The sequence below is a fragment of the Mycobacterium barrassiae genome (assembly GCF_025822765.1).
Lineage (GTDB): Bacteria > Actinomycetota > Actinomycetes > Mycobacteriales > Mycobacteriaceae > Mycobacterium > Mycobacterium barrassiae.
Genome location: NZ_JACKUK010000025.1, coordinates 112,983 through 124,410, shown reverse-complemented (window position 1 = coordinate 124,410; position 11,428 = coordinate 112,983). Strand labels below are relative to the sequence as shown.

13 protein-coding genes are annotated in these 11,428 nt (G+C 67.3%); 2 read left to right on the top strand and 11 right to left on the bottom strand.

The annotated features are described in order from the left end of the window. Positions 1–20: 20 nt before the first annotated feature. The 7 genes from H7J93_RS15245 to H7J93_RS15215 all read right to left on the bottom strand — a co-directional run bounded on the left by H7J93_RS15245 (position 21) and on the right by H7J93_RS15215 (position 6,969). Positions 21–467 carry a type II toxin-antitoxin system Rv0910 family toxin gene (locus H7J93_RS15245; protein ID WP_267307145.1) on the bottom strand — a complete coding sequence of 149 codons (447 nt, stop codon included), beginning with the start codon at positions 465–467 and terminating at the stop codon, positions 21–23. An 8-nt stretch (positions 468–475) separates the two neighbouring features. Next, the gene (locus H7J93_RS15240; RefSeq protein ID WP_267307144.1) at positions 476–658 is read right to left on the bottom strand and encodes an antitoxin; all 183 of its coding nucleotides are present in this window, start codon (positions 656–658) and stop codon (positions 476–478) included. 9 nt (positions 659–667) lie between these two features. Then, positions 668–3,058: a cation-translocating P-type ATPase gene (locus H7J93_RS15235; protein WP_267307143.1), complete on the bottom strand. Its 2,391-nt coding sequence runs from the start codon at positions 3,056–3,058 to the stop codon at positions 668–670. Then, positions 3,055–4,641, bottom strand: a complete 1,587-nt coding sequence (locus H7J93_RS15230; RefSeq protein WP_267307142.1) for a serine hydrolase — start codon at positions 4,639–4,641, stop codon at positions 3,055–3,057. The genes H7J93_RS15235 and H7J93_RS15230 overlap by 4 nt, the downstream gene beginning before the upstream one ends. An 85-nt stretch (positions 4,642–4,726) precedes the next feature. Next, entirely contained in the window at positions 4,727–5,836 is a 1,110-nt protein-coding gene (locus tag H7J93_RS15225) for an MBL fold metallo-hydrolase (protein ID WP_267307141.1), read from the bottom strand. Next, on the bottom strand, positions 5,836–6,570 hold the full coding sequence (locus tag H7J93_RS15220; RefSeq protein ID WP_267307140.1) for an enoyl-CoA hydratase: 735 nt from the start codon (positions 6,568–6,570) through the stop codon (positions 5,836–5,838). Before H7J93_RS15220 ends, H7J93_RS15225 begins: the two co-directional genes overlap by 1 nt. Positions 6,571–6,597: 27 nt before the next feature. Further along, positions 6,598–6,969 (bottom strand): hypothetical protein, encoded by a 372-nt coding sequence (locus H7J93_RS15215; RefSeq protein WP_267307139.1) that lies wholly within the window; start codon positions 6,967–6,969, stop codon positions 6,598–6,600. 30 nt (positions 6,970–6,999) lie between these two features. Between H7J93_RS15215 and H7J93_RS15210 the strand changes: the two genes are divergently transcribed. After that, positions 7,000–8,469, top strand: a complete 1,470-nt coding sequence (locus H7J93_RS15210) for an acetyl-coenzyme A carboxylase carboxyl transferase subunits beta/alpha (protein WP_267307138.1) — start codon at positions 7,000–7,002, stop codon at positions 8,467–8,469. A 64-nt stretch (positions 8,470–8,533) separates the two neighbouring features. Here H7J93_RS15210 and H7J93_RS15205 read toward each other — a convergent pair whose 3' ends face one another. From H7J93_RS15205 to H7J93_RS15195, 3 genes are read right to left on the bottom strand one after another with little or no spacing between them, the layout of a single operon-like run. Continuing rightward, positions 8,534–8,779 (bottom strand): hypothetical protein, encoded by a 246-nt coding sequence (locus tag H7J93_RS15205; RefSeq protein WP_267307137.1) that lies wholly within the window; start codon positions 8,777–8,779, stop codon positions 8,534–8,536. A 23-nt stretch (positions 8,780–8,802) separates the two neighbouring features. Further along, a complete protein-coding gene (locus tag H7J93_RS15200) occupies positions 8,803–9,252 on the bottom strand; it encodes a hypothetical protein (RefSeq protein WP_267307136.1) in 450 nt (149 codons plus the stop codon). Positions 9,253–9,265: 13 nt separating this feature from the next. Beyond that, complete coding sequence (locus tag H7J93_RS15195) at positions 9,266–9,808, bottom strand: TetR/AcrR family transcriptional regulator (RefSeq protein ID WP_267307135.1); 543 nt, start codon at positions 9,806–9,808, stop codon at positions 9,266–9,268. Positions 9,809–9,911: 103 nt separating this feature from the next. Here H7J93_RS15195 and H7J93_RS15190 point away from each other — a divergent pair, with 103 nt between their 5' ends. Then, positions 9,912–11,048 carry an FAD-dependent oxidoreductase gene (locus H7J93_RS15190; RefSeq protein ID WP_267307134.1) on the top strand — a complete coding sequence of 379 codons (1,137 nt, stop codon included), beginning with the start codon at positions 9,912–9,914 and terminating at the stop codon, positions 11,046–11,048. Here H7J93_RS15190 and H7J93_RS15185 read toward each other — a convergent pair. Further along, positions 10,998–11,405, bottom strand: a complete 408-nt coding sequence (locus H7J93_RS15185) for a hypothetical protein (RefSeq protein ID WP_372507893.1) — start codon at positions 11,403–11,405, stop codon at positions 10,998–11,000. The genes H7J93_RS15190 and H7J93_RS15185 overlap by 51 nt on opposite strands. Between the last annotated feature and the right edge of the window lie 23 nt (positions 11,406–11,428).

The following is an 11,428-nucleotide window of genomic DNA, read 5'->3' as shown; positions in this document are numbered from 1 at the left end:
CCGCTGGCGGGGTTAGTTGTTCAGGCGGGGGCGAACACGGCCTGGAAGCGGTCCAACGACTCTCGGAAGTCGCTCTTCAACGCGCCGGCGACCACCATCCCGATCGGTCCGAACAACGCAGGACCGCCGAGGTGCACGTCGAAGGACACACTCGACCCTTCGTTGACCTTCTTGGAGGGCTTCACCTTGCCGATGAGCTTGACCTTGACGCCGCCCTCACCCTTACCGTCCAGGGTGATGGTCTCTGGCGGCTTGAAGTGGACGATGGTCCACTTGATCCGCACGGGCATGCCCTTGACTTCGACGATCGACTCGATGGCCGTGCCCTTCTCAAGGGTTTCAGGCAGCTTGCTCCGCCACACCTTGTGGATGCTCAGCCACTCCTGGTAGCGGGGCAGATCAGACGCGCACTCCCACGCCTTCTCCGGCGGAAGGGGGACGTCGACGGAGACGGAAAGTTTGGCCATAGGTGTGTCTAGGGGTTCTGCGGGTTGCTCTTGTCGACCGCCTTCTTGGCGGCCTCCTGCACCTTATCGACGTGCTGGGTGTATTTGCCCTGCGTCTTCTGGTCGACGATGTCACCGGCCTTGTCGATCGCGGTGTCCACCTTGTCGGCGTTCTTGGCCAGCAGATTCTTCACCTTGTCGAGGATTGCCATGTGGCCAGCCTACTCCGAGCGCCACAGCCGCCGGCGTTCGCCCAGAACCGCTCCCTGAACCCACCAGATGACCTCGACGGCCGCCGCCCCGATGATCCCGATGAGCAGGGCGATCGACGTGGTTTTGAGGTTCGACGGGTCGAGCATGAACGCCTTTCGAGCCAGTGGGATCGAGAAGATCACCACATACGCCAGGCCGGACGACACCACCAGCGCCACTCGCCACCACTGGTACGGCCGTGCCACGACCGCAAGCACCCACACCCCCGTCACCAGCAGTGTGATCAGTGCCGCCGTCGACGCCTGCGTCTGCTCGACGGGGGTGGCCGTGCGCCCCTGATACGCCACCAGGTACGAGGTGAACGTCGCGATCCCCACCACGATGCCCGATGGCAGCGCCGCCGTCATGACCCGGCGCACGAACCCCGGGTGCGCGCGCTCGTTGTTGGGCGCGAGCGACAGGATGAAGGCCGGGATGCCGATGGTGAACCACGCTGCGATCGTCACGTGAATCGGCTGGAACGGGAACAGCAGTGGATCGGTGCCGAACAGCTTGGACGACAACCCGCCCAGGCCGACGAGGATCGCGAGCAGCACCGAGTACACCGTCTTGGTGAGGAAGAGGTTCGAGACGCGTTCGATGTTGCCGATGACGCGGCGGCCCTCACCGACGACGTGCGGCAGCGTCGCGAACTTGTTGTCCAGCAACACGATCTGGGCCACCGCGCGCGAAGCCGAACTGCCTGAGCCCATCGCCACGCCGATGTCGGCGTCCTTGAGCGCGAGCACGTCGTTGACGCCGTCGCCGGTCATCGCGACGGTATGGCCGCGCGACTGCAGGGCGTGCACCATGGCCCTCTTCTGATCCGGCCGGACCCTGCCGAAAGTGGTGTACTCCTCCAGGGTGTTGGCCAGCTGTTCGGGGTCGTCGGGTAGCTGACGCGCGTCCATCGTCTCGCCGGTCAGCCCGAGCGAGCCCGCCACCGCCCCGACCGACACGGCGTTGTCACCCGAGATCACCTTGATCGAAACCTTCTGATCCGCAAAGTAATCCAGAGTGTCATGGGCGTCGGGCCGGATACGCTGCTCGAGCACCACCAGCGCCGCCGGTGTGACACATCCCGGCGCGTCCGGGTGGTCGACGGACAGATCCGAAGAGCCGAGCAGCAGCACCCGCAACCCCTTCGCGCCGATTTCCTCTGCCTGCTGGGCGATTTCGGATCCCGGCTCGAGCAGCACGTCGGGCGCGCCGATCACCCAGTTGCCGTGTTCTCCGTACGACGCGCCGCTCCACTTGGTGGCGGACTTGAACGGTGCGATCGCCGTGGGTTCCCACCCAGGCGGCATCTTGTAGGCCTCCGCGATGGCCTGCATGCTCGCGTTGGGTCGGGCGTCGTCGGCGGCGAGTTGCGCGAGGATGTCGGCGACGGCGCGGTCGTCCAGCTTCTTCAGATCCGAGACCCTCATGCCGTTTTCGGTGAGGGTGCCGGTCTTGTCGGCGCATACGACGTCGACGCGGGCCAATCCCTCGATAGCGGGCAATTCGTTGACCAGGCACTGCCTGCGGCCCAGCCGGATCACGCCGACGGCGAACGCGATCGACGTCATCAGCACCAGGCCTTCGGGCACCATCGGCACCAATGCACCGACCATCCGCAACACGGCCTGCCGCCAGTCCGCGCCGGTGGTGAACAGCTGCGTGTAGATGATCAGCAGACCCGCGGGGATCAACAGATAGGTGATGAACTGCAGGATCTTGTTGATACCGCTGCGCAGTTCCGAGTTCACCAGAGTGAACTTGCTGGCCTCCTCGGCGAGCTTGGCCGCATAGGCTTCCCGGCCGACCTTGGTGGCGCGGTACGCGCCGCTGCCCGCGACGACGAAGCTGCCCGACATCACCCCGTCCCCGACGTCCTTGGCGATCGGGTCGGCCTCACCGGTGAGCAGCGACTCGTCGACCTCGAGATTGGCCTCCTCGACGATTTCACCGTCGACGACGATCTGGTCGCCCGGCCCGAGCTCGATGATGTCGTCGAGCACGATCTCGCCGGGAAGCACCGCCTTGGTGCCGGATTGCCTGCGCACCAAGGGTTTCGCCTGCCCGACGATCGCCAGCTTGTCCAGTGTCTGCTTGGCTCGCAGCTCCTGGATGATGCCGATCGCGCTGTTGGCGATGATGAGCAACCCGAACGCGCCGTTGATCACCGACCCGGTGGACAGCACGATGACCAGCAGGACACCGAGAATGGCGTTGATGCGGGTGAACACGTTGGCCCGCACGATCTCGGAGACGCTGCGTGCCGCACGAGTCGGCACATCGTTGGTCTTTCCTTCGGAAACACGCTGTGCGACTTCGGCATCGGAGAGCCCGGCGATGTTGACGCCTGGGATGGTGGTCATTTGGTGAACGTCCCCTTACCGAACTCGTCGTAATACTCGAGCACCAGCTTGTCGCCGTCGAAGGTGGCCATCGAAATCGTTCCCGGCGGGGCGTTTTCGGTGACGAACTTGAAGGTGAACACGTTGCCGTCCCAGTGGTCGAGCGGAACGTTCAGCTTCGAGCCGAGCGCCAGCATCAGCGTCCCGTTCTTCTCGGTGACTCGGGCCGGACCCCAGAAGTCGTTCCGATAGGTCCCGACGTACGTCGACAACGGCGCCGGGGGCGCCGCATTCGGCGGTGGCTGCTTGCCCACCAGTGACCCGACCGGTTTCTCCATCTTGGCGAAGGCCGCGCTGTACAGGCCGTACCAGTCCTCACGCACTTCGCCGAACTGCACCAGGTCCGCGAACTGGGCGGTCAGCGTCTCGGGCACACCCGATGGCGTGGCGTTGGTGAGCGCGACGATGGCCACGTCGGCCGACGGCAGGACGACGAAGTTGGTGCCCGCGCCGAGTTCGAAGGCGCCCGAGTGACTGAGTTCCGTGCGGGCCGCCGACGTTGTCCCGACGTTGAAGCCGAAGCCGTAGAACCCGGACCGCATCGCAGGTTCCGACGCGGGGCTCGAGACGATCTGCGGGGTCAGGGCGGGCAGCAGCGCATTGGCGTCGACGATCTGCGTGTCATCGTGCTTGCCGTTCGCGAGCACCATCGCGAGCCAGCGGGTCATGTCGTTGAGCGACGAACTGGCCCCGCCCGCAGGCGCTTGGGCGTCCGCGTTGCGGACGTAGAGCGGCTCGTAGGAACCGTCGATGTGGATATGGCCGATGGCGCGGTTGGGCCTCGACTCGTAGTCCGTGAACCGGAAACTCGTCGACGCCATCCCAACGGGGTCGAACAACACCTCGTCGGCCAGCACCTCCCACGGCTTGCCTGCGCTCGCCGCGACCGCCTCGGCGCCCGTGGTGTACCCATAGTTGGTGTAGGCGTAGGAGATTCGGAACGGATCCAGCGGGAAATCCCGCAGATGTTCGAGCACGTAGCGCCGGTCGTGTCCGATGTCTTCGAGCATGTCGCCGGCATGGTCGGGAAGACCGGACCGGTGCGACATCATGTCACCGACGGTGACCAGTTGCGTCACTGTCGGATCCGAGAGCGCGAACCACGGCAGCTTCGACACGATCGGGGCGTCCCAACCGATCGCGTTCACGCCGACCTGGTGGGCGACCACCGTTGCGGAGATCGACTTCGACACCGACGCCAGCTGAAAGACCGTGTCCGCGTCCACGCGGTTTGCCTCGGAGGCGCCGGCTTTCACATCTTTGACGCCGAACCCCTTCGCGTACACGGTCTTCCCCTTGTGCACGACGGCGACGGCCATTCCGGGGATGCGGGACTTGCGCATCAGCTCCTCGGCGATGCCGTCGAGCTTGGCGACGGCTTTGTCGACGGCGTTCTCCGGCAACGGCATCGCGGGCACCAGCGGCGGCGGAACGTCGGCCTGGGTCGGCGTCGACGGCGGCGCCGGGTCGGCCGGCCTGTCCGTTGCGCAGCCCGGCAGCAGCGCGATCAACCCCACGACCGCGAGCCTGGCCAGTGCATTCATGACGTGCACCGTATCCCGTCGACTGCACGCATGTTGTACACGAATCGCGAATAGGTCCGTCACCAAGCATGCACTCGGCGAACGGCTAGAGGCGCCACCACGGGTCGTTCGCCAGTGCCTCGTCGGGCTGCACCCGCTGTCCCGGCTTCGGCACCTCGACCAGCACGCGCTCGGAGTCTGCGGCTTTGATCAGCCGCTCCACCGGCTCGGACCACGGATGCGGTGCGAGGCGGAACGTCGCCCAGTGGATCGGGACCAGCAGCCCCGCATCGGTGACGTCGCGGTGGGCGCGGACCGCGTCCTCGGGATTCATGTGGATGTCGGGCCAACCGGGGTGGTATGCGCCCACGGGCATCAGGGTGAGGTCGAACGGGCCATGTTCTGCACCGATATCGCCGAAGCTCTTCGAGTATCCGGTGTCGCCGCCGAAGAACGCGCGGTGGCTGGGGCCGATAAGTACCCACGACGACCACAGGGTGGTGTTCCTGGTCAGGAACCGTCCGGAGAAGTGCCGAGCGGGCGTGCACACCAGGGTGAGTTCGCCGAGCTGGGCGCTTTCGTTCCAGTCGAGTTCGACGATGCGGTCGGCGGGAATGTGCCAGGACCGCAGGTGAGCGCCGATGCCCAGCGGCACGAAGAACTTGGCCCGCTGCGTGAGGGCAAGCTGTTTGACGGTATCGACGTCGAGGTGGTCGTAGTGGTCGTGGCTGATGATGACCGCGTCGATCGCGGGCATCGCCTCCAGCGGGGCCGGCACCGGGTGCAGCCGCCGCGGGCCGAGGGTGCGGGACGGGGAGCAGCGGTCGCTCCAGACGGGATCGGCCAGCACGCGGTAGCCGTCGACCTCGATGACCGCCGACGAGTGGCCGTACCAGGTGACGGCCAGGTCGCCGGCCGCCAGGCTCGGATCGGGAGTGACCAGCGGGACGGGTTGGGCCGGCTGCTGGCTGGCGCTGTTGCCGATGACCTCACGGACCAGCAGGAACTGCTCCTGCCGGGTCAGGCTCATCGGGCTTGCCGGTTCCAGGTTGACGAACGCGCCGTCCTGATAGTTCGGGGACCCCTTGGCGACACCGTCGATCTCGGCCGGTGATGCGCCGAGCGCGGACGGGGTGCCCTGCAGCGCACGTAACGCCAAGCCACCGGCCAGGAGCGTCGCCGTCCCAAAGCCGATGCGTAGGGCCGCCCCGATCATCAGGCGCCCGTGAACCTCGGCGGCCGCTTCTCGATGCGCGCCACCTGCGCCTCGATGACGTCCTGGCTGGCCCAGGCCCGATCGAACAGCTCCTGGTGTTCGGGCCACGGCTCCTCGTAGGCGCCGTCGTCGTTGAGCACCCGCTTGGCGTGTTGCAGGGCCAGCGGTGCGTAGCCGGCGAGTTCGGCGGCCCAGGCCTGAGCATCGGCCAGCGTGCCGATGCGGTTGGCCATGCCGGTGTGCAGTGCGGCCGCTGACGTGAGCTTTTCCGCCCCGAGCAGCATGCCCCTGGCACGGCCGGCACCGACGAGCGACGTCAGTCGTCGAATGCTCCAGTTATCGAGTGCCAGACCGTATTTCGCGACGGGAAACTGGAAGTACGCCTCGGTCGCGACGACCCGCAGATCGCAGATCATCGCGAGAATGACACCGGCGCCGATCGCGGGACCGTTGATGGCGCCGATGACCGGGACCGGCGCCTTGTCGATCGCAAAGTTCAACGCCTTGGCCTTGTCGGGCAGCTCCTCGGCCACTCCCGCCGCATCCGACAGGTCGGCACCCGCACTGAAGACATGGCCCTGGCCGGTCAGCACGATGGCCCGGATGTCTTCACTCGCGGCCTTCTCGACCGCCTCGCGGAGTCCGTCGACGAGCGCGCCGTTGAGCGCATTGCGGCGATCGGCGCGCTGCATTTCCAGCGTCATCACATCGCCGTCGCGGGTCACACCAATCATGGCGCCACCCTAGCGGGAGATTCCCGGTCAATCCTCGGGGGTGCAGGCCCCGATCAATGCCTCCGGCTCGGTGACGCTGACCCAGAGCATCCTCAACGTGATCGGCACCCCCATGACATGAGCCTTGGTCGGAGGGTCGATGGTGAGCTCGACGATCCCTTTCGACGAGCCGTTCACCAGCCCGCGGCCACGCCACCCGTGCGCGCCCCAGGCGTACACCCGGTCGTGGTTTTCTTCCGCTTTGGCGATCGAGGACAACGGCACCGAGGTACGAAAGCCCCAACCGAACTTGACGTGCAGGGTGTCGTCCGCGATATAGACCTCGCTTTGCTTCGGCCCCAAACCGAGTGGCACCGAAAACGGAAGGAACCATCGCTCGTAGCGAAGTTCTGTTTCCACGCGCACACAGTAGCCAGATAGCCTCGGCAAATGAGCCGGATTGGTGCGCTTGACCTGCGCGATGCCGTCCTGGACGCAGACTCGTTCCGAAGCTGGGACACGGCGCCACTGGTGGTCGGCGGCAGCGAGGAGTACCAGCGCGAACTGGCCGCTGCGGCCGCCAAGACGGGGCTCGACGAAGCGGTGCTGACCGGCGAGGGCACCGTGTTCGGCCGGCGGGTGGCGCTGGTGGCCTGCGAGTTCGACTTCCTGGCCGGCTCGATCGGGGTGGCCGCGGCCGAGCGGATCACCACCGCGGTGGCCAGGGCGACGGCCGAGCGGCTGCCGCTGGTCGCGTCGCCCAGCTCCGGGGGCACCCGCATGCAGGAGGGCACCGTCGCGTTCCTGCAGATGGTGAAGATCGCCGCGGCCGTCGAGCTGCACAAGCGGGCGCATCTGCCGTACCTGGTGTACCTGCGGCATCCGACGACGGGCGGGGTGTTCGCGTCGTGGGGTTCGCTGGGGCATGTCACCGCCGCCGAGCCGGGCGCGCTCATCGGGTTCCTCGGCCCGCGGGTGTACGAGCATCTCTACGGCGAGCCGTTTCCCTCGGGCGTCCAGACCGCGGAGAACCTGGAGCGCCACGGCGTCATCGACGGGGTGATCCCGTTGGAGGCGGTGCGCAGGACACTCGACCGCACGCTGAAGGTTCTTGCCGACCCGCCCGATTCGCCGCCGCCGCCCCCGGATGCCGCCGCGGTTCCGGACGTGCCCGCATGGAACTCGGTTCTGGCGTCACGCCGACCGGACCGCCCGGGCGTCGGTTATCTGTTGCGGCACGGGACAACCGAGCGGGTGCTGCTGTCGGGCACCGGCCGCGGCGAGGACGCCACCACGCTGCTGGCGTTGGCCAGGTTCGGCGGACAACCGGCGGTGGTACTCGGCCAACAGCGGGTGCTCGGCGGGATGGTCGGGCCGGCGGCACTGCGCGAGGCGCGACGGGGCATGGCATTGGCGGCGGGCCTGAAGTTGCCGCTCGTACTCGTGATCGACACTGCCGGACCGGCGCTCACGGTCGAGGCCGAACAGGATGGCCTGGCCGGCGAAATCGCAAGGTGCCTGGCCGATCTCGTGACGCTGGACACGCCGACAGTGTCGGTGCTGCTCGGCCAGGGCAGTGGCGGGCCTGCGCTGGCGATGGTGCCCGCCGATCGAGTGTTGGCAGCATTGCATGGCTGGTTGGCGCCGCTGCCGCCGGAAGGGGCGAGTGCGATCGTGTTCCGCGACACCGCCCATGCGCCGGAACTCGCTGAGGCGCAAGGGATTCGATCGGCGGATTTGTTGGCCAGCGGAATCGTCGACGCCATCGTGCCCGAACGTCCGGATGCGGCCGACGAACCACTGGCGTTCACGCAGCGACTGTCGGCGACGATCGCCAACGAACTGCACGCGCTGCGGTCGATACCCGACGCCGAGCGCCTGACCGCTCGGCTGGCCCGCTATCGCCGGATCGGGTTGTAACACCCGCGATTTGTGTGCATCGAGGAGCGCTGAGCGCTCTCAAACGCACACAAATCGCCCGGGGTCAGCCGCCCAGCTCCGCGACCGCCGTGTCGAGCGCGACCGCTTGGGAGGTGAGATCCAGATCCGACGGCTCCTCGCCGACGCGTCGGACGAGATCGTCGCGCGACACGATCTCCAATGCGCCCCGGTACGGCTCGGACGCGAGCTTGCCGGCGCCGATCACCTCGATGCGGCCTTCCACCAACACCAGGATCGCGTCCTTCTCGTCGGCTCCCAGCAGCCGGCGCAAATCATCGGGCGAAATCATCTACGGCTCCCTTCAGCCTTCGGTCAGGCATACCCCGCCACCGCCCAGAGCAACGCCACACACGTGACGAAATCCAGCGGCAACCGCAACAGACTGCGCCGGGTCCATGCCACCGCCGCGCGCTCGTCGACGGCCGCCGGATCCGCCTTCTCGAACTCCACCGCCTTCGGTATGAAGTCGACGAGCGACCACACCCGCATCACGGTATGACTGACCAGCGCCACCAGCAGCGCAACCCGCACGTCGGCGTCTTGCCACGCGGCGATGAGCGCGACGATCAGCAGCACCTCGAACAACGTGTGTGCAGGAATCCAGAACCGCCGCCGGGAGATTCCCCCGTTGTGCGCCTGGATGATGCCGGGCCGCTTCGGCCACGCCGGATCGACGACAGCAGTCTCGTAGAGACCGCCACCGAGAAGTACGCAGGCGACGAGGGTGGCGGCGGCGATCAGGACGAGCGTCGGGGTCCACATCACCGCCGATTATCTAAGGCCCGTCGAGGTAGCGCTGCACGGTGGGTCCCAACCAGGCGACCGCCTCGTCGCGTGACATGGCGACGATCGGTGGCAGCTGCAGCACATAACGGCACAGGGCGAGGCCGAGTGTCTGCGTGGCGATTAATGCCGCGCGGCGTTCCGGCGCATCGGGGTTGATCTTTGCGACGGCCGGCAACAGCTGACTGGCGAACAACGCCCGCATGCGTTCCGCCGCTTCGGCATTGGTGGCGCTGGCCCGTAGCAGCACGATGAGCACCTCGTCGCGTTCCCACCTGTTCATGAAGTGGTCGACGAGGGCAGCCCCCAACTGGTCGCGGTCGACGTCGGACAGATCCGGAAGCTCCAGATCGAAATCGGCTGCCGCGGCGAACAGCTGGTCCTTGCTGCCGAAGTACCGCATCACCATCGAGGGGTCGATGTTCGCGTCCGCCGCGATGGCCCTGATGGTGGCCCTCTCGAAGCCGGATTCGGCGAACCTCTCCCTGGCCGCCGCCAGGATCTGAGCCTTGGTCTGCTCCGACGATCTGCGCATGCCAACGATTGTAGGCCAACAAGTGTTGACATTGGCGCCCGAGAAGGGGAATCATCTATGCCAACAAGCGTTGACATAGATGAGCAAGTGATTGGAGAGGCAGATGTACGACACACAAGTTCTCGTGATCGGGGCAGGTCCGACAGGGTTGACGCTCGCCGCCTCACTGGTCGCGAAGGGCATCGCGACGACGGTGGTCGACCGCGCGCCCGCGGGCGCCAACACCTCACGGGCGGCCGTAGTGAACGCCCGCTCGCTGGAGGTCCTGGAACCGCTGGACGTCGCGCGCCGACTGGTGAAGGAGGGCGTCGAGGCGCCGGTGTTCACGATCCGCGACCGGGGCCGCACGCTGATCCCGATCGACTTCAGCGGGTTGCCGACCGAGTATCCGTATTCGCTGATGGTTCCGCAGTCGACGACCGAACGGCTGCTGCTCGACAGGCTCGTCGAACTCGGCGGCTCGGTACTGCGGCCCAAGACCGTGACGGCGATCGCCCAGGATCGCGACGGGGTGACGGCGACGTTCGAGGACGGCGACGTCATCCGGGCGCGCTACGCCGTGGGCGCCGACGGCATTCGCAGCGTCGTGCGCGAGCAGGCGGGCATCGGGTTCGAGGGCGACGTATACGACGAGTCGTTCATGCTGGCCGACGTCAGGCTGGTCGGCGACGCACCCGACGACGAGGTCATCCTGTTCTGGGCGACGGCGGGCCTGACCGTGGTCGCGCCGCTGCCCGACGGCATCCACCGAATCGTGGCGCCGGTCGCCGACGCTCCGGAGGAGCCCTCCGCGGAATTCGTCCAGCAGATCCTCGACGCGCGCGTCGGCACGGACCGCATGGTGGTCACCGACGTCATCTGGGGTTCGCGATTCCGGGTCCATCATCGCGTCGCCGACACCTTCCGCGCGGGCCGTCTGCTGCTCGCCGGCGACGCGGCGCATGTACACAGCCCGGCCGGCGGGCAGGGCATGAATCTGGGCATCCAGGACGCCGTCGCGTTGAGCGACGCGCTCGCCGCCGTACTCGGCGGAGCGCCGGACAGTGTGCTCGACGACTACAGTGCGGCTCGCCGTCCGATCGCCGAAGACGTTGTGGCAATGACGGATCGGCTGACCCGGCTGGCCACGCTGCCACGCGCGGCACGACCGGTTCGCAACGCCGCGATCAGCGTCGTCGGGCGGGTGCCGTCAGTTCGGCTGGCGTTGGCGCGCAGGCTCAGCGGCCTGGTGTACCGCTAGCCGCGCGAGCTGCCCGCGGCTGCCGACGTACAGTGCGGCAGCCGCGGCGGCGACCTCGGTGAGCGCCAGCAGGGTGGCCACCGCCATCAGCGTCGACGGCGGAGCCGCTGCGCTCGGAGCGCCGTGGTGATGAGCGGGCGCAGGCAGGTGCAGCGCGATCATGGCGAGGTTCATCAGGGCGACGATCACCCAGGCCCGCGCCGTGCCGTCGCGCCACAGCTCGCGGGCGCAATACAGGCACGCGGCGATCATCGTGGCGAGCAGGCCGGCCGCGACCACGCTGGACGCGTGGCCGAGCATCGCCGCGTGCAGCGTCGCCGAAGTAGCCGCAAGCGTTGCGCAAGCGCGACGCGCCACGGTCGGTACAGAAGTCACATAGA

What these genes read in the sequence shown, in the direction of transcription:
- H7J93_RS15230 (WP_267307142.1), bottom strand. Translation starts at nt 4,641, where the DNA reads ATGAATGCACTGGCCAGGCTCGCGGTCGTGGGGTTGATCGCGCTGCTG.
- H7J93_RS15245 (WP_267307145.1), bottom strand. Translation starts at nt 467, where the DNA reads ATGGCCAAACTTTCCGTCTCCGTCGACGTCCCCCTTCCGCCGGAGAAG.
- H7J93_RS15210 (WP_267307138.1), top strand. Translation starts at nt 7,000, where the DNA reads ATGAGCCGGATTGGTGCGCTTGACCTGCGCGATGCCGTCCTGGACGCA.
- H7J93_RS15205 (WP_267307137.1), bottom strand. Translation starts at nt 8,779, where the DNA reads ATGATTTCGCCCGATGATTTGCGCCGGCTGCTGGGAGCCGACGAGAAG.
- H7J93_RS15200 (WP_267307136.1), bottom strand. Translation starts at nt 9,252, where the DNA reads ATGTGGACCCCGACGCTCGTCCTGATCGCCGCCGCCACCCTCGTCGCC.
- H7J93_RS15225 (WP_267307141.1), bottom strand. Translation starts at nt 5,836, where the DNA reads ATGATCGGGGCGGCCCTACGCATCGGCTTTGGGACGGCGACGCTCCTG.
- H7J93_RS15240 (WP_267307144.1), bottom strand. Translation starts at nt 658, where the DNA reads ATGGCAATCCTCGACAAGGTGAAGAATCTGCTGGCCAAGAACGCCGAC.
- H7J93_RS15190 (WP_267307134.1), top strand. Translation starts at nt 9,912, where the DNA reads ATGTACGACACACAAGTTCTCGTGATCGGGGCAGGTCCGACAGGGTTG.
- H7J93_RS15220 (WP_267307140.1), bottom strand. Translation starts at nt 6,570, where the DNA reads ATGATTGGTGTGACCCGCGACGGCGATGTGATGACGCTGGAAATGCAG.
- H7J93_RS15195 (WP_267307135.1), bottom strand. Translation starts at nt 9,808, where the DNA reads ATGCGCAGATCGTCGGAGCAGACCAAGGCTCAGATCCTGGCGGCGGCC.
- H7J93_RS15235 (WP_267307143.1), bottom strand. Translation starts at nt 3,058, where the DNA reads ATGACCACCATCCCAGGCGTCAACATCGCCGGGCTCTCCGATGCCGAA.